Raw genomic sequence first — 19153 nt, 5'->3', positions numbered from 1 at the left:
GACCGGTCCTCTTACTCGGCCTTGACGACCTGCATGCGGCCGGTCGCCGTGCGCGCGGAGTATTGCGGACGGTACATGTCCTCCACCTGCGCGGCCGGATGGTCGTAGGTGCCAGGCGTGACGGCGCGCACGACATAGGCAAGCGTCACCTCGCGGGTGTCGCCTCCGCTGCGATTGAAGGCGGCGACGAAGCGGTCGTAGCGGAATTCCGTATGCGCCGGCTCCACTTCGCCGACCCAGTCGAAATTCGCCAGTTTCGCGCTGTCGACGAGGCTCGGATTGTCGATCTCGAAGCCGGCCGGCAGCAGGTCCGTGATGATGATGCGCGACGGCCAGTCATTGCTCTCCGTCACCTTCAGCACCACGACATAACGTTCATTCTGCGTCGCTTCGGAGACGTTCGCCTCCTCGCCGTCGAGCGTGTAGTAGGTGCGCTCGATGGCAAAGCCGTCGCCGCCGGCGGGCAGCGGATCGACCGGGGCCGCGACGGTGGTGAGCACGGCCGAGACCGGCTCGCCGGTGCGGTTGGCGACCGTCAGCGGGTTTTCGAGCAGCGCCTTGCCGGTCATCTGCGCGGCATAGCCGCCATCGCGGGCAACGCCGTTGATTTCAAGCTTCAGGTCCTTGTCGGCATCCTTCACGGAGCGCGCGGCGAGAAGCATCCAGGTCTGTTCCTGCGTGCTGGTCCAGCGCTTTTCTTCCCATTGCTTGGCGACGATCTTGGTCAGCTGCGGAATGATATCCGGAACCGGCCGGGCTTCGGCGGCAAGTGCGAGAACGGCGGCCCCGTCACGCAGCGACGAACCGTAGTCGTTGCGCGAGAGGCTGGCGTTCAGGATGCTGTCGCGCGACAGGCCGAGCGCGTTCGAAAAGATCGTCATCGAACGCTGAGCATCGCCATAAAGGCCGAGGGCCGCGGCAAGATGTGCGCGCGACAGCGGCGAGGAGAACTCCGACAGCTTCGTGTCGGCATAGTAGCGCAGATCGCTGACCGCGGCCTTGCGGTTGCGGGCGAGCACATAGAGCGCATAGGCGATCTCGTTGCCCTGGTTGGTGACGTTGACGTCGTAGGAGATGGCGTTCTGCAGGTTGGAAAGCGCCTGCAACATGGCCTGCTCCGGCACGTCGAACTTCTGCTCGCGGGCCCGCGTCAGGAAGTCGGTGACGAAGGAATCGAGCCAGAGATCGCCATAACCCGGACCCCAGAGGCCGAAGCTGCCCGAGGAGGATTGATAGGCGAGCACCCGGTAGATCGCGTCCTGCACGCGCTTCTGCGTCTCCGTGTCTTCCGGCAGGCCGGATTGCTTGGAGAGTTCGCTGAGATAGAGCAGCGGCAGGGCGCGGCTTGTCGTCTGCTCGGCGCAGCCATAGGGGTAGCGGTCGAGCGCCATCAGCAGCGCCGGGATATCGAAGGCGGCGGCGCGCGAGACGCTGAGGCTGACGGAGGCGCCGGCAAGCTGGCTGTCGGCCAGCAGCTGGTCGTCGATGGTCAGGCTGCCGTTCGCGGCGATCTCGATCGGCCGGCGCGTGGTGATCGGCATGGCGGCGGGGCGCACCGGAATGTTGAGCGCCTGTTCGAGCGACATGCCAGCCCCGTTCGAGAGCTTCACGGTGACGACGCCATCACCGACCTCGCCGCCGATCAGCGGCAGGGTGAGTGCGGACTTCGCGCCGGGTTCGAGCCGCAGCGTCTGGCCGGCGCCGGTCTGCTCGACCATGACGGAGGCATTATGCGTGATCTCGACCGTATAGTCGCCGGCAGGCGCATCCGTGTTGGCGATGTCGAGCCTCAGGTCTGCGCGGTCCCCGGGGGAGAGGAACTTCGGCAGGCTGGCGGTCACGACGACCGGGTCGCGGATGATGACATCCTTCGTGGCACTGCCGACACCGGTCTTCGTCCAGGCGACGGCCATGAGGCGGGCGGTGCCGTTGAACTGCGGAATGTCGAAGCTGACCTTGGCCTTGCCCTCGGCGTCGAGTTTTACGGGACCGGAGAAGAAGGCGACGAGCTTTTCGGTCGGCGGATTGCCCTGGAGAGCGCCTTCGCCGCCGTCGCCGCCGGTGCGCAGACGCCCGGTGGCGCCGAGCGAACCGTCGATCAGGCGGCCGTAGAGGTCGCGGATTTCCATGCCGAGGCGGCGCTGGCCAAAGTACCAGCCGGCCGGATCGGGCGCCTCGTAGCGGGTGAGGTTGAGAATGCCGACATCGACGGCGGCAACCGTGACATAGGCGTCCTCGTTGGCGCCCGCACCGGCGACCTGGAGCGAGATGTCGAGCGCCTGGCGCGGCAACGTCTTTTCCGGCACGTCGAGCGCGACGTTGAGCTTGCGCTCGGCGGGATCGACCTTCAGCCAGGTGATGCCGATCGCGCGCATCGGCATGCGGCTTTCACGGTCCGCACCGGGACGGAACAACGTCGCGGTGACGTAGGATCCGGGGCCCCATTCCTTGGTGATCGGGATGTCCACCTCGCCGCCCTCGGCGCCGATGGCCGCGGTCTGGGTCGCGATCAGGCTTTCGGCGCCGATGGTGATGAGAACCTGGCCGGCATGGCGCGGCGAAATCTTGAGCTTCGCCGTGTCGCCGACCGCATAGTTTTCCTTGTCGAGCGAGATTTCCAGCGCGTCCGGCGTTTCCGTCGAGGTTGCGGCGACGTACCAGCCGGCATCGAACTCGATGCTGGTCGCCGGGCCGTCCGGCTCGGCGCTTTCGACTTCCAGGCGGTAGCGGCCCCAGGTGACGGGAACCGAGATCTGGCCGCCATCCACCGTGGCATCGACGGTGCCGTTCGCCAGCTGCTTGGTCGAGAGCACCGGCTCATAACGCCACGAACTGCCGTCGCGATACCATTGATAGTTCCGCTCGACGGCGAGCAGCTTCCAGGGCATGCCCTGCATCGCCTGCTTGGCGCCATCGGCACCAACAGCGATGACGTTGAAATTCGCGACGCTGTTTTCCGTAAGCTCGCCCTTGAACTCCGGCTTGACGCCGATCATCGGGCCGGTCGCCTTGACCGGCAGGGTGAGCGAGCGCTCGACGGCGCGTCCGCCGGCTTCCGTCATGCGCAGCGTCACGAGCGCTTCGAGGCGCTGCGTCGTCGCGGGCAGGTCGGTGACGTTGACGTCGAACGTCGCCTTGCCGTCGTCGTCGAGCACGTCGAGACCTTCCAGCGCCGTGCTGCTGGCCTCGATCGCCTCTTCATCCGCCAGGCCGAAGACATAGTCGGGGAAAGCGGGGTCCGCGCGCGTCGGCTTCAGCGTGACATCGCCCTTGATCTCAAGGCCCGCGCCGGGCGCGCCATAGAGATAGCGGCCCTCCACGGACACCTGCGCCGGAACGCCGGTCTCGATGGCCTTGGCCTCGCTCGTCATGTCGAATTCGATGCGATCCGGCACGAAATCGTCGACGAGGAACTGCTTTTCGCCGATCGCCGTGCCCTTCGGGTCGGTATAGACCTGCATGGTCCAGGTGCCGCGCATGCTGTTGGCCTGCAACGGCAGGTCCACCGCATGGCCGCCGAGCGCTGCGCCATCGCTGACGATGCGGCGGTCTTCCACGCCGTCCGGCCGGTTGAAGACGAAGGTGAGCGGCAGCTTTTCGACGGCATTCGCCTCGATGTCGCGGGCGAGCGCCGTCGCATGCACCGTCTCGCCGGCGCGGTAGATGCCGCGTTCAGTCCAGGCAAGCACGTCGATGGCGCCCGGCGCCGGGCGGCCGGTGACGCCGCGGTCGGAAAGGTCGAAGCCGGCGCGCGTCATGTCGAGGAAGACGAAGTCCGAATCGCCCTTTTTCGCGAGGATCACGGCAGGCGTCATGGCGGCGGTGCCGCGCATCAGGCCGGCGGTGAAGGTCGCGCGGCCGTCCGCATCGGTCGTCGCGGTGCCGAGCACCTCGTTGTTCTTGGCGATCAGCTGGAGTTCGACGCCGTCGATGGGGGCCGCACTGTCCAGCGAGCGGGCGAAGACGTTGAGGCCGTCCGTGCCGGCATAGGTGGTGAGGCCGACGTCGGAGACGACGAACCACTGGGTGGCCTTCGCCTCCCATTCGTTGGTGCGGCCGTTCGAGGCGGCGGCGGTCAGCACGTAGACGCCGGGCTTGCGCTCCGGCAGCGCCTCGTCGACCGGGAAGCTGGTGACGACGTCCTTGTTGAGCTCCGGCGAGATATCGATCTTGCCCTGCCAGACCAGCTGGCCGCTCTGGCTTTCGATGCGCTCGGCCGAATAGCCGTCGAGCTGCGTCAGGAACTGGCTGTCGGCGAGCAGCGAGGCGATGGCGCGGTCGCCGACGCGGTAGAGTTTCAGGTCGGCGCTGTCGGTGTTGACCGAGACGATCGGAATGCCGCGGCGTGCACTTCCCGGCAGCACGAAGCTGTCGCCGGTGAAGCGCACCATGGCGGTGCGGTCCTGCACGTAGATGTCGAGGTCGACCATGGATGCCAGCGGCTCGTCGACGGCCGACGGCAGGCCGGGGCGGAAGGCGATCTTGTAGCGCTGGCCATGGGTCAGGCCCTCGATGCAGATCTGCCGGTCCTTGGCTTCCACGGCCTTGGGCGCTGCGCCATCCAGCGTGACGAAGGAGGCGTAATCGGCACCCGACTTGACGAGCGGCTCGGAGAACTCGACGCAGGCGCGCGGCGTGGCACTATCCGAATCGATCGTGTGGTTGACGATGCGGAAACCCTGCCGGGCGCGAAGCCCCAGATAGGCCGAGCGCACCGCGACGTCGTCCTTCAGGTCGAGGCTCGCCTTGTAGGCATTGATGCCGGCGCGGTAGTTGCCCGACTTGTCGAGCGTGTCGGCAAGCACGGCAAGCGCTCTGGCGCGGGTCTCGGTCGTGCGCGACAGCTCATAGGCGTTGATCGCCGCGAGCGCGCCCTGGCCTGCGAGATAGCTGTTGTTGATGGCGCGCGCCATCGACTCGGCCGTCTCCATCCAGAGATAGTAATCGTCCGGTGCGAGCGACAAGGCACCCCTGAAAGCCGTCAGCGCGTAGTCGAAGCGGCTGGATGCCGTCTCGATGCGGCCGAGCGACGCGAGGCTCTCGGTACCCTGTCCCTGCTGGTCGGCGGCAAGCGACAGGCCGTTGCGGAAGGAGCGGGCGTCGCTCATCATATATTCGGTGATGAACGGCAGGGCAGGCGGTGCGCCGATATCGGCTGCCGTGTCCGCCTTGACGATCTTGCCGGCAATCGCGCCCTGGAAAGGATTGAGCTGGTTGAAGTCGCTCTTCAGGAAACACCACTTCACCTTGGGATTGTAGGTGAAGGCGCGGCAGGAGAGGTCGTCGACGCAGTCTGCCTTGCACTGGTCGAGCGTCACGTCCTGCACGGTGCGCAGATCGAAGCCGAAATAATCGCGGTTTTCCGTCGTCACGACGGTGCGCGTTTCTTCAGCCTGTGCAGGGAGGGGAGGGGAGGCTACGGCCATAAGAAAAAGTGCCGAGAAACCTAAGAATGCGCGCATAGACATCAAGTCCTCCTCAAGCAATTCCAGCAAAAGTGCGAAACGCGGTTTTGCGTCCGGAATTGCGTAAAAACCAAGAGTTAGGGCGTTTGCGCGATTCGAAGAAAAGCGGAAATGCTCTAACGCTGCCCGTCTCGTTGCCGCCGCCACTGTCCAGACCCGGGATCGGCTTGTCAATCGAAAGACGGAGCGCGTCGGGAGGCCGGAAGGGGGTGGCGCATGGAACCAGGGGGAAGACGTTTCAGATCCGCCGTTCAATCGCCGGAAATGCGAAATTTTTGTCCGCCCAAGCGTTAACCTTTTGTTAACCATATGCGCGCAGACTTGTTTTCATCGACGGGCATTCCTCTGTCATACCGCTGTAACAGCGGCTCGGTAGAACCTCGTCAGACACGAAAGTCGTGTTTCGCACAGCAGTGACCACGGATGTACTGGCACCGCGCGAAGCACTTCCCCGGCCAGGTCGGGATGAGGAAGCGGGGGCTCGACCCTCGCTTTTTTCATTTCCGGCGCGCCCTTGCGCCGGCTTCGCGCTGGACCCTCCCCGACGTTTGGCCTACCCATGACGCCTCCAGGGCGATTATTCCTCGTCTCCCATTCTTTGCTTCCCGGACGGTTTCATGTCGGATGTCGCCCTCAATGTCTTGCCCATCTTCGTGCTGATCCTGATCGGCTGGGTACTCGTGCGCACCGGCTATCTGCGGGAGGAACTGGGCGAGGGGCTCGGCGAATTCGTCTTCCGGTTGGCGGTTCCGGTCCTGCTGTTCCGCACGATTGCCGAGGCGGATTTCGCCGGTGAATCGCCGCTGCGCATCTGGCTCGCCTATTTCGCCGGCGTCGCCGTCACCTGGACGATCGCCCATCTGGTGGCGACCCTCGGCTTCAAGCGCGACCGGCGGATCGGCGTGCTCGCCGGCGTCTCCTCCGCCTTCGCCAATACGGTCTTCATCGGCCTGCCGCTCGTATCGCGCATCGTCGGTGATGGCGGGCTGGTGGCGATCTCCGTGCTGCTCTCCGTGCACTTGCCGGTCATGATGATCGCCGGCACCGTCCTCATGGAGCGTGCGGAGCGCAAGAGCGGCACGCGCGAGCCGCAGCGTTTCGGCGCGCTGCTGCTCGGCATCGGCAAGAGCCTGGTGCGCAATCCGCTGGTGATCGGCCTTGCCGCCGGCGCGCTGTTCCATGTCGGCGGGGTGCCGCTCGCGGGGCCGGTCAAAGCGGTGGTCGACCAGCTGGCGGCGACGGCGGCACCGGCCGCCCTCGTGTCGATCGGCATGGCGCTCAACAAATACAAGGTGGGCGGCAATGCCGGCATAGCGCTCGCCATGACCGGCCTCAAGCTCGTGGCTCTGCCGGGCTGCGTCTATGTCGCCTGCCGGCTGCTCGGCCTCAGCCCGGAATGGACTGCCGCGATGGTGCTGACCTCCTCGGTACCGACGGGCGTCAACGCCTGGCTGCTCGCCAACCATTTCGGCGTCGGTCATGCGCTCGCCTCCTCGACGATCACCATGACGACGGCGCTCGGCGTCTTCACCGTTTCCTTCTGGGCCTGGCTGCTCACCTGACGGCAACAAAAAACCCGGCGCGAAGGCCGGGTTTGTCGTCTCGGATGCGGGCCGCTTTATTGAGCCGGCTTTTCCGTGGTGCCTTCGGTGGTCGTGCCTTCAGCCGGTGCCGTCCCTTCGGTCGTCGTCGTGGTGGCAGCGCCACCATCCGCCGGGGCCGCGCCCTCGGTGGTCGTGGCCCCCTCGGTCGTGGCGGCAGCGCCTTCGTCCGACGCGGTCGGCAGGGCGGCCGGGTTGTCGGAAAGCGTGCGCAGGTAGGCGATCAGGTTGGCGCGCTCGTCGTTCTTCTTCAGGCCGGCAAAGCCCATGGCGGTGCCCGGAACGTGCTTCTTCGGTGCTTCGAGGAAGAAGTTCAGGTGGTCATAGTCCCACACGACCTTGTGGCCTTCGGAGAAGGTCGTCATGCCGGCGGAATAGCTGAAGCCTTCATGCGAAGCGATCGGGCGGTTCACGATGTCCCAGAGACCGGGTCCGACCTTGTTCGGTCCGCCCTTCTCTGGGGTGTGACAGCTCGCACATTTCTTGAACACGGTTTCGCCGGCGCCGGCATCGGCGGTGGCAAGCAGGGTCGCGATCGGAACAGCTGCAGGAGCGTCGCCGCCCGCTGTCTCGCCGCCGGTTTCCTCGGCCACGATAGCAAAACCTTCCTTCTCGGGGTGCGCCGAGTGGAAAATGCCTTCAGAAGCGATCGACACGGACATCAGTACGAAGACGGTGCCCAATAGGGCACCCACGCCCATGTTCACATAAGAGTTCATCCAAACGCTCCCCTAGGAACCAGCGGACATGCGCCGGCCAGTCTTGAAATCGCGCGGAACCTATGTCTTTTGCTGCTTCGTTGCAACAGTGATTGTAGCCCCCGCACTGAGACGTTTTGACACTTTTCCCGGGGGTTTTGAAGGGCCTGAGATGAAACCCGCCAATTTTGACACGACCCTCGTTCTCATTCCGGCGCGCATGGCCTCGACGCGGCTTCCGGGCAAGCCGCTGGCCGATATTGCCGGCCTGCCGATGATCGTGCAGGTGGCCCGCCGGGCGGCCGCGGCCAATGTCGGCCGCATCGTCCTGGCCGTCGATCATACGGATATTTTTGACGCTGTCGTGGCAGCGGGCTTCGAGGCGGTGATGACCCGCGTCGATCACCAGTCCGGCTCCGACCGCATCCACGAGGCGCTGACCAAGAGCGACCCGGAGGGCCGCGCCGAATTCATCATCAACGTGCAGGGCGACCTGCCGACGATCGACCCCGAGACGATCCGCGCCGCCCTCCGACCGCTGGAAAACGCCTCGACCGACATCGCCACGCTGACGACGGAAATCAGCGACGAGGAAGAGAAAACCAATCCGAACGTTGTGAAGATCGTCGGCTCGCCGCTCAGCGACAGCCGCCTGCGCGCCCTCTATTTCACGCGCGCCACCGCGCCGCACGGCAAGGGGCCGCTCTATCACCACATCGGCCTCTACGCGTACCGCCGCAAGGCGCTCGAAGCCTTCGTCTCTCTCAAGCCCTCGACGCTTGAAAAGCGCGAATCGCTGGAGCAGCTTCGGGCACTCGAAGCCGGCATGCGCATCGATGCCGAGATCGTCGACACCGTGCCGCTTGGCGTCGATACCCCGGCCGACCTCGAAAAAGCCCGCGCCATCCTCGCGGCCAACCCAGTCTGAGGCGAACCGTCATGATCATGAAAACCAACAAGATCGCCTTCCAGGGCGAGTTCGGCGCCAATTCCGACATGGCGAGCCGCGACATGTTCCCCAACATGGAGCCGCTGCCCTGCCAGACCTTCGAGGACGCCTTTCTCGCTGTGGAGAACGGCGATGCCGATCTCGGCATGATCCCGATCGAGAACACGATCGCCGGCCGCGTCGCCGATATCCATCATCTCCTGCCGGAATCGCGCCTTCATATCGTCGGCGAATATTTCATGCCGATCCGCTTCCAGCTGATGGTGCTGCCGGGCGTCACGAAGGACGAGATCCGCACGGTGCACAGCCATATCCACGCGCTCGGCCAGTGCCGCAAGATCGTCCGCCTCAACGGCTGGAAGCCGGTGATCGCCGGCGACACGGCGGGCGCGGCCAAGCTGGTGGCCGAAACCGGCGACCGCTCCATGGCGGCCCTTGCCCCGCGGCTTGCCGCCGATCTCTACGGCCTGTCGATCCTTCAGGAAAACGTCGAGGACACCGAAAGCAACATGACGCGTTTCGTCGTGCTGTCGCGCGACGAGAAAAAGGCGGAGCAGAGCGGCGACGATATCGTCGTCACCACCTTCGTCTTCAATGTGCGCAACATCCCGGCCGCCCTCTACAAGGCGCTCGGCGGTTTTGCGACGAACGGCATCAACATGACGAAGCTGGAGAGCTACCAGATCGGCGGCAAGTTCATCGCCACGCAGTTCTATGCCGATATCGAAGGCCATCCGGATGAGCCGCATGTCCGCCAGGCGCTGGAAGAGCTGCGCTTCTTCTCCGAAAAGGTCCGCGTCCTCGGCACCTACCGGGCGCATCCGATGCGGAGTGCTTTCTAACCTTTCCAGTCCAGCCAGTCGCGCATCAGCCGGTGCGCGATGGCACCTTTCGGCGGCGGGGTGGTGGAACCGGGGGCGACGCCCGAGGAGGCGCTGCGCTCGATCATCTCCAGCGTCTCCGCGCGCGTGAACCAGCGGCAATCTTCCAGTTCCTGGTCGTCGAGACGGATCTCGAAGGAGATCGCCTCGCCGTAGCAGCCGATCATCAGCGAATGCGGCATCGGCCAGGGCTGCGACGCGTGGTAGCGCACGCGGCCGACCTTGATGCCGGATTCCTCGAAGGTCTCGCGGCGCACCGTGTGCTCGATCGTCTCGCCCGGCTCCAGGAAACCGGCCAGGCACGAATACATGCCTTCCGGAAAATGCGGCGAGCGGCCGAGGAGACACAGGTCGCGCTCGATATCGATGACCAGCATGATCGCAACCGGGTCGGTGCGCGGGAAGATCGTGTGGCTGCACGCCTCGCAGACCCGGCGATAGCCGCCGATCTCCGAGCGCGTCGGCGAGCCGCACTTGCCGCAGAAGCGGTTGTTGCCGTTCCAGGTCATCAGGCTGGAAGCCTGCGCGAACTGGCCGAGCAGGTCGTCGTCGAGCATCTGCTGGCGATAGAGCGTGCGACCGTCGGTCGCCTTCAGCGGCTCCTGCAAGGTATCCGGATCGGCCCTGACGGGGATCGCCAGCCGCGGTTCGCCATTCTTCAGGTAACCGAGAAGGATGGCATCTTCCGGCACCGGGTCGAGTTCGGCCAGTTCATAGGGCGCAAACAGCGGGTCGATGATCTTCTCGTCATGCTTGACGACGAGTTTGCCGCCGGCCAGCGCAAAGGCATGCACCGTCTCGGCCTTGAAGGCCTGTTCCAGGCAATCCGGCGCGCGGTGCTCCGACTGGCGGTCGAGGCTGTTTTCCGCAAAGGCCACCATGGTGCTCGGTTCGGGATGCGGGCGGTAGAGATCGAAAAGCGATGGCTTCATGGCGAGAGCGCGTCCAGGATCTTGGCTGCAAAGGCCTTGGTGTCGTCGTCCGAACGGTGTTCGGCGGTGCCGTAGCCCCAGACGGGGCCGGGCCAGTTCGGGTCACCTTCGCTGCGCGCGATGACATGGACGTGAAGCTGGCGCACGATATTGCCGAGCGCGCCGGTATTGATCTTCGTCGCCCCCGTCACGGTCTTGAGCGCTTCGGCCACCAGCGTGGTCTCGAAGGCGAGCATGGTCTGGTCGAGCGGCGTCAGGTCGAAGATCTCGCTGACGTCCGGGCGCTGCGGCACCAGCATCAGCCAGGGCCAGCGGCCATCCTTCATCAGGCGCAGTTCGCACAGGCCGATCTTCGTCAGGAGATCGCTGTCGCGCAGGATCCGTTCATCGGGTCGAAATTCGCTCAAGGGAGTCTCCGGCATGCTTGTTTTTTCGATTCATGACACGGCATCGAAATTCCCCCAATAGTTTTTTATCCCGTCCGCTTGCATTCGGATGGAATATTGCCGATATGGGGAACGGGAGGTTGGTGGTGGACGAGCCACTCGCCAACCGGGTCAGGTCCGGAAGGAAGCAGCCCCAACGAGCCCGGCACGGGTCATCGTGCCAGCCTCCCACCTTACCGTCCTGCTTCTGGCCGTCCTGTCGGGACAGACATTTGATTAACGGCAGGGTCGATGAGCGACGACATCAAAAATCCGTCCAGCGAAAAACCCGCCGCCTACAGGGTGCTCGCGCGAAAATACCGCCCGAAGGATTTCTCCGACCTGATGGTCGGCCAGGAACCGATGGTCCGCACGCTGACCAACGCGTTCGAGACCGGGCGCATCGCGCAGGCCTATATGCTGACGGGCGTTCGCGGCGTCGGCAAGACGACCACCGCCCGCATCCTCGCCCGCGCGCTCAATTACAAGACCCCCGAGATCGACCGCCCGACGATCGACCTTCGTGTGCCCGGCGAACATTGCCAGGCGATCATGGAAGGCCGCCATGTCGACGTCATCGAGATGGACGCCGCCTCGCATACCGGCATCGACGATATCCGCGAGATCATCGAGCAGGTGCGCTACCGCCCGGTTTCGGCACGTTATAAAGTCTATATCATCGACGAAGTGCACATGCTCTCGACGCAGGCTTTCAACGGCCTGTTGAAGACGCTCGAAGAGCCGCCGGAGCACGTAAAATTCATCTTCGCGACGACGGAGATCCGCAAGGTGCCGATCACGGTGCTGTCGCGCTGCCAGCGCTTCGACCTGCGCCGCATCGACGCCTCCGATCTCGTCGGCTTGTTCACCACCATTCTCGGCAAGGAAGGCGTGGAGGCCGAGGCCGATGCGCTCGCCATGATCGCGCGTGCGGCCGAGGGTTCCGCCCGCGACGGCCTGTCGCTGCTCGACCAGGCGATCGCGCATGGCGGTGGGCGTGTGGAGGTGGATGCCGTGCGCTCCATGCTCGGCCTTGCCGACCGTGCCCGCATCGTCGATCTCTTCGAGCATATAGTGAAGGGTGACGCGGCTTCCGCCCTTGCCGAATTCGCCGCGCAATACGAGGCCGGCGCCAGCCCGCCGGTCGTGCTGACGGACCTTGCCGATTTCACCCATCTCGTCACCCGCATGAAATATGTGCCCGACGCCACCGGCGACCAGTCGCTGAGCGAGATCGAGCGCGTGCGCGGCGTCGAATTCGCCAATTCCATCGCCGTCACCGCCCTGTCGCGCATGTGGCAGATGCTGCTGAAGGGCATTCCGGAGACGGAATCCTCCAGCCGCCCGGCCGGTGCCGCCGAGATGGTCATCATCCGCCTGGCGCATGCCGCAAACCTGCCCTCGCCGGAAGAGGCCGCCCGCCGCCTCGCCGAGTTTTCCGGCAACGACGGCGGTCGCGCCCCCCAATCCGGAAACTACAGCGGCAACGGCGGCCAGCCGACGTCGCAGGCCGCCGCCGTTTCGGCCATCTCCCGGCAGCCGGACGCCCCGGCCCAGCGCGCCCAGTCGGGCGGCGCGACCGTGACCATGCTGCGGCCCGTGCCGCAGGCCGATCCCGTGCCCGAACCGGTCGGCCGCATCGAGCCCGTGCCGGCCGAGCCGCCGGCCGCGGTGCCCCTGGTGCCGGTCAAGTCGCTCTCCGACATTGCCGATCTTTGCACCAAGAACCGCGACATCCGGCTGCGTGCCCTCGTGCGCGCCTTCGTGCGTCCGGTCAGCGTCGAGGCCGGGCGGCTGGAAATCAGCCTTGCCAATGACGCACCGAAATCGCTCGTGCCCGACCTCCAGAACCGCTTGCAGGAATGGACCGGCGCGCGCTGGATGGTGATCCTGTCGCGCGAAGCCGGCGGGCCGACCCTGTCGGAGGCCGAGTCCCAGGCGCAGGAGGCGCGCGTCGCCGACGCCCGCCAGGACCCGGACGTGGCGGCGATCCTGCAACGCTTCCCGGGCGCCAAGATCACCGACGTGCGCATCAAGGTGCAGGAAACGGAAGACGAGCCGGAGACCGTCGAGGTCGCGGCCGTCGCGGAATCCGCCGAGGGCGACATCCTGCCCGGCGACGATATCGAAACCTGACAGTCAATAAAAAGAGGAGAGACCGATGCGCGACATTATGGGCATGATGGGCAAGGTCAAGGAAATGCAGGCCAAGATGGAGAAGATGCAGGAGGAGATCGCGGCGCTCGAAGTCGCCGGCACCTCCGGCGGCGGCCTCGTCTCGGTCACGCTCGACGGCAAGGGCAACCTCAAGGGCCTGAAGGTCGATCCGTCGCTGTTCAAGGAAGACGACGTCGAGATCCTCGAAGACCTGATCGTCGCCGCCCACAAGGACGCCAAGGACAAGGCCGAGGCGCTGACCGCCGAAAAGACCAAGGCGCTGACCGCCGGCCTGCCGATCCCGCCCGGCTTCAAACTGCCGTTCTGATTCGATAAGGTCGGGTTTTTCGAGGAGGATTTCGATGAGCCTGATGACCCTGCTTGTCTTTGCCGGCGCGCTGATGATGGCGGCGGGCTCGCCCGGTCCGAGCATCGCGGCGCTGGTCGCCCGCGTGCTGTCGCGCGGCGCCAGGGACGTCTTTCCCTTCCTCGCCGCCATGTGGATCGGCGAGGGCATCTGGCTCACCTGCGCCGTGCTCGGCCTCGCCGCGATCGCGGAAAGCTTCCACACCGTCTTCGTCGCCATCAAATGGTTCGGCGTCGCCTATCTGCTCTATCTCGCCTGGAAAATGTGGTTCGCCCCGACCGATACGGACGAAGCAGCGCTTCCCGAGGCGCGTTCCGGCCTGAAGCTGTTCTTCGCCGGGCTGACGGTGACGCTCGGCAATCCGAAGATCATGATGTTCTACGTGGCGCTGCTGCCGGCGATCATCGATCTCGGCGCCGTCACGCTGGTCGGCTGGGCGGAGCTGGTCGTCACCATGTTCGTCGTGCTGGTGGCAATCGACCTTGCCTGGGTTTTCCTCGCTTCCCGCGCCCGGCTCTTCCTCAAAAGCCCGCGCGCCGTGCGCATCGCCAACCGCGTCAGCGCCGGCACGATGGCCGGTGCGGCAGCGGCAATCGCCGCCCGCTGATCAGCCGGTCAGGGCCGCGCGCAGCTTGTCGTTGATGGGGGCCGCGAGGTAGCGCAGCCGGTCGTCCTCCGGCAGGTTCCTGCCGTAGGTTCGCAGAAGCTCCGGCATCGAGACCGGCTCGCCGTCGAACGGCGTATAGGTCACCGCGTCGCCGGCCTGGATCACCCCGTCGCGCAGCACGCGGCAGTAAAAGCCCGGTCGGCCGGCCTGCATGAAGCGTTTGGCAAAACCCGGATCGCCCATGCGCGCCGTCAGCGTGTTGCAGGGAATGCGCGTGGAGGTGACCTCCATCAGCACGCTTTCCGTCTCGAACCGGTCGCCGACCGAAACGGCGCGGCTGTCGATGCCTTCGATGACGAGGTTTTCGCCGAAGGTTCCGGGCTCGATCGTCCGGCCGAGCTCCTTCGACCACCAGTCGAGGTCGATCGAGCCGAGGCCGTAGACCGCCTGCTCCGGCCCGCCATGGTGCTTCCTGTTGCAGATCGCATCGCCGAGCAGGCCTTCGCAGTCGATGACGATGGCCGCATCGGTGGGCGTCTTGAAAATGCCGGTCTTGTAGCTTTTGCCAGGGACCGGGCGGGCGACGCCCGTGCACACGGCGAGGATTTTGATCACGCGTCGAACTCCCGAGATTCCGTTTCCCCTGGATATGGGCTAGATACCGGCAATGGCAAAACGAGTCACCGGCCCCGAAATCGAAAAATTGATCCAGCTCCTGGCGAAAGTGCCGGGCCTCGGGCCGCGTTCGGCGCGCCGCGCGGCGCTGCATCTCGTCAAGAAGAAAGACCAGTTGCTCGGGCCGCTCGCCGACGCGATGGGCGAGGCGCATCGCAAGGTGCGCATCTGCTCGTGCTGCGGCAATGTCGATACCAGCGATCCCTGCACCGTCTGCACGGACGTGCGCCGCGACCATACGGTCATCATCGTCGTAGAAGACGTCTCCGACCTCTGGGCGCTGGAGCGCGCCGCGGCGATGAACGCCGCCTATCATGTGCTCGGCGGCACGCTCTCGCCGCTCGACGGCATCGGCCCCGACGACCTCAACATCCGCGGCCTCGTCGACCGCGTGGCGAAGGGCGGCGTGCGGGAACTGATCATCGCGGTCAACGCCACCGTCGAGGGCCAGACGACCGCCCACTATATCACCGACCAGCTCTCCGGCCTGGACGTCAAGATCACGCGGCTCGCGCACGGCGTGCCGGTCGGCGGCGAGCTCGATTATCTCGACGAAGGAACAATCACGGCCGCCATGCGGGCGCGCACGGCGATCTGAGGGAAGGGTTTGATGATGAATCGGTGGCTCTCGCGTTTCACTCCCCTTCTGGCGATTGCCCTTGGGCTCGCTTCCGTTGCGCTCCCCGCCCACGCTGCCTCCAAGGGCGAAGTCGAAAAGATGTTCCGGGCCTGGATCGACAAGGACCTGTGGCCGGCCGCGCAAAAAACCGGCGTTAGCGAAAAGACCTTTCGCGCGGCGATGGAAGGCGTGACGCTCAATTGGGAGCTGCCCGATCTCGTGCCGCCCGGCTCGAAGCCCAAGAAGGAACAGTCGCAGAGCCAGGCGGAATTCTCTTCGCCGGGCGCCTACTTCTCCGAAAAGCGCTTGCAGGGACTGGCGGGGCGGGGCAGCAGCCTCGCGAAAACCCATGCCGCGACGCTCCGCAAGGTCGAGCAGCGTTTCGGCGTTCCGGGCGAGATCGTCGTCGCGATCTGGGGCCGCGAGTCCGGCTTCGGCAGCGCGAAAATCCCCTATTCTGCGGTGGAGGTGCTCGCAACCAAGGCCTTCATGTCGACGCGCAAGGACATGTTCCGCAAGGAGCTGATCGCGGCCCTTCATATCGTCGATGGCGGCGACCGGACGGTGGCGCAGCTGAAGGGCTCCTGGGCCGGCGCGCTCGGTCAGCCGCAGTTCATGCCGACCAGCTTCCTGCAATATGCCGTCGATTTCGACGGTGATGGCGTGCGCGACATTTGGGGTTCTGTGCCGGATAGCCTTGCCTCGATCGCCAATTATTTGGCCAAGAAGGGCTGGCAGGCCGGCCGCGGCTGGGGCTACGAGGTCACCATCCCGGCGGGCGTCTCCTGCGCGCAGGAAGGCCCGGACCTGGAAAAACCGATCTCGGCCTGGGCCTCGACCGGCATAACGCGCATTTCCGGCAAGGGTTTTTCCGCCAGTGAGGCGAAGGCCTCCGGCATGATGCTGGTTCCGGCCGGCACGCATGGACCGGAATTCATCGTCACGCCGAATTTCTATGTGCTCAAGGAATACAACAACTCCGATCTCTATGCCCTTTTCATCGGCAATCTCGCCGATCGTATCGCCTATGGCAGCGGCCCGTTCCGCGGCGAATGGGGCGACGTGGGCAAGATGCTGCGCTCGGATGTGCTCGCCATGCAGAAGGCGCTGGTCGCCAAGGGCTACGACGTCGGCAAGGTCGATGGCCTGCCGGGCTACAAGACGCGCCGCTCGCTCGGCGACTGGCAGGCCAAGGCCGGCCTCGCGCCGACCTGCTATCCGGATGCCTCGCTGAAGACGAAACTCCGCTGATTAGTGAATTTCGACCTGCTGCTTGAACCGCTCGTATTCGTGCGGGATGATCGTCTGTCGCTCGATCATGCGGTGGACGCGGGGCGGTTCGGCGCCGCTGTGTAGCTGGTTCAGCTTCTCGCCGTTGGCGGCATCCGCATGCGTGCGGCGCTGGTTGTGGCGCACATATTCCACCCAGGTCGGCACATGGTAGGTCTCGGTCCAGACGGTCGGATTTTCGAGGTCGCGCATCAGCGCCCATTGGCCGGCGCCGTCGCGGATACGGATGCGCCGCCGTTCGGTCATCGCCTCCAGGAAGTCCGGAATGTCGCCCTCGGCAATTTCGTAGTCGATCAGGATGACGATCGGGCCGCTTCTCGGTTTCAGGTCCAGCGGCAGGTCCGGCTCGCTGAAGCGGTTGAGCGGATCGACATTAAGGCTCTGCAATTCCGGCAGCGCGAAGCGCAGGCCAAGCGCCGCACCTGCGATCATCACCACGGCGGAGGCCAGCAGCGCGGTCTGCGCCCCGTGCGTGTCCGCCGTCGTGCCCCAGATCCAGCTTCCCGCCGCAATACCGCCGAAGGTCGTCGTCTGGTAGAGCGACAGCGCCCGCGCCACCACCCATCGCGGCGTCGAAAGCTGCACGGTCGTGTTGAACAGCGAGAGCGCCATGACCCAGGAGCTCCCGGCAATCAGCAGCACGGCGCCGGTCAGGAGGGCGGTGGTGCTGATGGCGGAAACGCTCGCGCTGACGGCAAAGCCGGTGAAGGCGAGGCGGGCGATGGTCTCGCTGGTGAAGCGTTCGCGCAATCGTGCATTCATCAAGGCACCGCCGATGGCGCCGAGCCCGAAACAGCCGAGCAGCACGCCGTAGGTCAGCGGCCCGCCGGAGACGAGGTCGCGCGCAATCAGCGGCAGCAGCGAGAGGATGGAGCTGGTGGCGAGGCCGAAGGCGAAGCCGCGCAGCAGCACCTTGCCGATGTTCGGCGACATCGAGACGTAGCGCAGGCCCGCCGAGATGGCGCGGCCGAAATCCTCGCGCGGCAGCGTGCGCGGCGGAATGGCCGGCCTCCAGCGAAAGAGCACGAAGAGCAGGGCAAAGTAGCTCAACACATTCGCCGCAAAGGCGGCCGCCGCCCCCGCAGCCGCCACGATCGCGCCGCCGATGGCGGGGCCGACGCTACGGGTGAGGTTGAAGCCCATGCTGTTGAGGGAGACCGCGGCAGGCAGGTCCTCGCGCGGCACCATGTCGCCGACGGAGGCCTGCCAGGCCGGATTGTTCAGCGCCGTGCCGCAGCCGAGCAGGAAGGTGAAGGTCAGGAGCAGCCACGGCGTGATGACGCCGTACCAGGTACAGAGCGTCAGCGCGATCGCCACCGCCAGCATGAAACACTGGGCGGTCAGCATCAGCTTGCGCCGGTCGAAATTGTCGGCGAGCGCACCGGCGGCGACGGAGAAAAGCATGATCGGCAGCGAGGTCGAGGCCTGCACCAGCGCCACCATATTGGCGGAAGACGAGATCGAGGCCATCATCCAGGCTGCACCGACGGCCTGGATGAGCCCGCCGAAATTGGAGACCAGGCTTGCCGCCCAGATCAGCCGAAAGGTTTCATTTCGGAAGGGGGCAAGGGGGGATGTCCGGTCTGGCACGGCAGGCACTCATTCTCGACGCAGCGTTGTGATCAATCTAGCCCATCGGGCGAATGCGGCAAGTCGAAGCCGGGCGAAAAAAGGGCTTCGGAAGCCGAACTTGCAATTGCGCGCGTGAACGTCTATATCAGCCTCAAATTCTTGATCGTCAGATGAAGAGTGGGCCCGCGAGGACCCGCTCTTTTTTATTGCCCCGATCAAGCGCATGATAACGACTATCCCGGGAGGGCATGTCATGAACGACACGACCCAGACAGAAAACGCAGCCGTCGAGCCGCGCCTGATCGTCGAGACCGGTCTCGACCGGCGCGTCGCCGAGATCATCGAGCCGAGCATCGAGCAGATCGGCTACCGGCTGGTGCGCGTTCGCCTTTCGGCGCAGAACGGCGCGACCTTGCAGATCATGGCCGAGCGGCCGGACGGCACGATGACCGTCGAGGATTGCGAGAAGGTCTCGATGGCCGTCTCGCCGGTGCTCGACGTTGAGGATCCGATCGACAAGGCGTATCATCTCGAAGTGTCGTCGCCCGGCATCGACCGGCCGATGGTGCGCAAGTCGGATTTCACGCGCTGGCTCGGCCACCTGGTGAAGTGCGAGACGTCGATTCTCGTCGACGGGCGCAAGCGCTTCCGCGGCAAGATCGTCGCCGCCGACGAAAACGGTTTTACGCTGGAGCGGGACCAGCCCGCCTATGGCGAGGAGCCCTCGGTCGTCATCCCGTTCACGGCGCTCGCCGAGGGTAAGCTGATCCTGACCGACGATCTGATCCGCGACGCGCTGACCGCCGACAAGAAGGCGAAAGCTGCGCAGGCCGCGAACCAGAACGACGAAGACGCAGACGACGAATGACTATGTGAGTGCGTTTTGCCCCCGATGCGGGCGAAACGGAGAGGACG

At 65.3% G+C, this 19153-nt stretch carries 15 protein-coding genes and 1 other RNA gene; 10 read left to right on the top strand and 6 right to left on the bottom strand.

The genetic code is table 11. The features are described 5' to 3' along the window. Positions 1-11 precede the first annotated feature (11 nt). Positions 12-5462 (bottom strand): alpha-2-macroglobulin family protein, encoded by a 5451-nt coding sequence (locus VGN93_RS03970; RefSeq protein ID WP_327506837.1) that lies wholly within the window; start codon positions 5460-5462, stop codon positions 12-14. A 620-nt stretch (positions 5463-6082) separates the two neighbouring features. On the opposite strand from VGN93_RS03970, the gene VGN93_RS03965 reads away from it, so the two are divergent. After that, positions 6083-7027, top strand: coding sequence for an AEC family transporter (locus VGN93_RS03965; RefSeq protein ID WP_327506410.1), 945 nt, complete (start codon positions 6083-6085; stop codon positions 7025-7027). Between the two features lie 56 nt (positions 7028-7083). Here VGN93_RS03965 and VGN93_RS03960 read toward each other — a convergent pair whose 3' ends face one another. Beyond that, the gene (locus tag VGN93_RS03960) at positions 7084-7785 is read right to left on the bottom strand and encodes a cytochrome c family protein (RefSeq protein WP_327506409.1); all 702 of its coding nucleotides are present in this window, start codon (positions 7783-7785) and stop codon (positions 7084-7086) included. 151 nt (positions 7786-7936) lie between these two features. Between VGN93_RS03960 and VGN93_RS03955 the strand changes: the two genes are divergently transcribed. After that, positions 7937-8692, top strand: coding sequence for a 3-deoxy-manno-octulosonate cytidylyltransferase (locus VGN93_RS03955; protein ID WP_327506408.1), 756 nt, complete (start codon positions 7937-7939; stop codon positions 8690-8692). 11 nt (positions 8693-8703) lie between these two features. Further along, entirely contained in the window at positions 8704-9555 is an 852-nt protein-coding gene (locus tag VGN93_RS03950) for a prephenate dehydratase (RefSeq protein WP_327506407.1), read from the top strand. On the opposite strand, the gene nudC is transcribed toward VGN93_RS03950, so the two are convergent. Together nudC and VGN93_RS03940 are read right to left on the bottom strand one after the other, a co-directional pair. Beyond that, positions 9552-10526, bottom strand: coding sequence for an NAD(+) diphosphatase (gene nudC, locus VGN93_RS03945; protein ID WP_327506406.1), 975 nt, complete (start codon positions 10524-10526; stop codon positions 9552-9554). The two genes, VGN93_RS03950 and nudC, sit on opposite strands and share 4 nt — an antisense overlap. After that, the gene (locus tag VGN93_RS03940; RefSeq protein WP_327506405.1) at positions 10523-10933 is read right to left on the bottom strand and encodes an HIT family protein; all 411 of its coding nucleotides are present in this window, start codon (positions 10931-10933) and stop codon (positions 10523-10525) included. The genes nudC and VGN93_RS03940 overlap by 4 nt, the downstream gene beginning before the upstream one ends. Positions 10934-11047: 114 nt before the next feature. On the opposite strand from VGN93_RS03940, the gene ffs reads away from it, so the two are divergent. The 4 genes from ffs to VGN93_RS03920 all read left to right on the top strand — a co-directional run bounded on the left by ffs (position 11048) and on the right by VGN93_RS03920 (position 14082). Next, an RNA gene (ffs, locus tag VGN93_RS03935) (signal recognition particle sRNA small type) lies at positions 11048-11144 on the top strand. 59 nt (positions 11145-11203) lie between these two features. Continuing rightward, positions 11204-13087: a DNA polymerase III subunit gamma/tau gene (locus tag VGN93_RS03930; protein ID WP_327506404.1), complete on the top strand. Its 1884-nt coding sequence runs from the start codon at positions 11204-11206 to the stop codon at positions 13085-13087. A 25-nt stretch (positions 13088-13112) separates the two neighbouring features. Continuing rightward, the gene (locus tag VGN93_RS03925) at positions 13113-13436 is read left to right on the top strand and encodes a YbaB/EbfC family nucleoid-associated protein (protein ID WP_256117849.1); all 324 of its coding nucleotides are present in this window, start codon (positions 13113-13115) and stop codon (positions 13434-13436) included. A gap of 34 nt (positions 13437-13470) precedes the next feature. After that, positions 13471-14082 (top strand): LysE family translocator, encoded by a 612-nt coding sequence (locus VGN93_RS03920; protein ID WP_327506403.1) that lies wholly within the window; start codon positions 13471-13473, stop codon positions 14080-14082. Here VGN93_RS03920 and VGN93_RS03915 read toward each other — a convergent pair whose 3' ends face one another. Next, entirely contained in the window at positions 14083-14694 is a 612-nt protein-coding gene (locus VGN93_RS03915) for an MOSC domain-containing protein (protein ID WP_327506836.1), read from the bottom strand. A 55-nt stretch (positions 14695-14749) separates the two neighbouring features. Here VGN93_RS03915 and recR point away from each other — a divergent pair, with 55 nt between their 5' ends. Both recR and VGN93_RS03905 read left to right on the top strand, forming a co-directional pair. Further along, positions 14750-15355 (top strand): recombination mediator RecR, encoded by a 606-nt coding sequence (gene recR / locus VGN93_RS03910; protein WP_327506402.1) that lies wholly within the window; start codon positions 14750-14752, stop codon positions 15353-15355. Between the two features lie 12 nt (positions 15356-15367). After that, a complete protein-coding gene (locus tag VGN93_RS03905; RefSeq protein WP_327506401.1) occupies positions 15368-16627 on the top strand; it encodes a lytic murein transglycosylase in 1260 nt (419 codons plus the stop codon). On the opposite strand, the gene VGN93_RS03900 is transcribed toward VGN93_RS03905, so the two are convergent. After that, entirely contained in the window at positions 16628-18256 is a 1629-nt protein-coding gene (locus tag VGN93_RS03900) for an MFS transporter (RefSeq protein WP_319318220.1), read from the bottom strand. A 235-nt stretch (positions 18257-18491) separates the two neighbouring features. Between VGN93_RS03900 and rimP the strand changes: the two genes are divergently transcribed. Next, the gene (rimP, locus tag VGN93_RS03895) at positions 18492-19106 is read left to right on the top strand and encodes a ribosome maturation factor RimP (protein WP_327506399.1); all 615 of its coding nucleotides are present in this window, start codon (positions 18492-18494) and stop codon (positions 19104-19106) included. Positions 19107-19153 lie beyond the last annotated feature (47 nt).

This window comes from Shinella sp. (genome assembly GCF_035998705.1).
Lineage (GTDB): Bacteria > Pseudomonadota > Alphaproteobacteria > Rhizobiales > Rhizobiaceae > Shinella.
The sequence above is the reverse complement of the archived record's forward strand: the minus strand, read 5'-3'. Positions and strand labels throughout refer to the sequence as shown.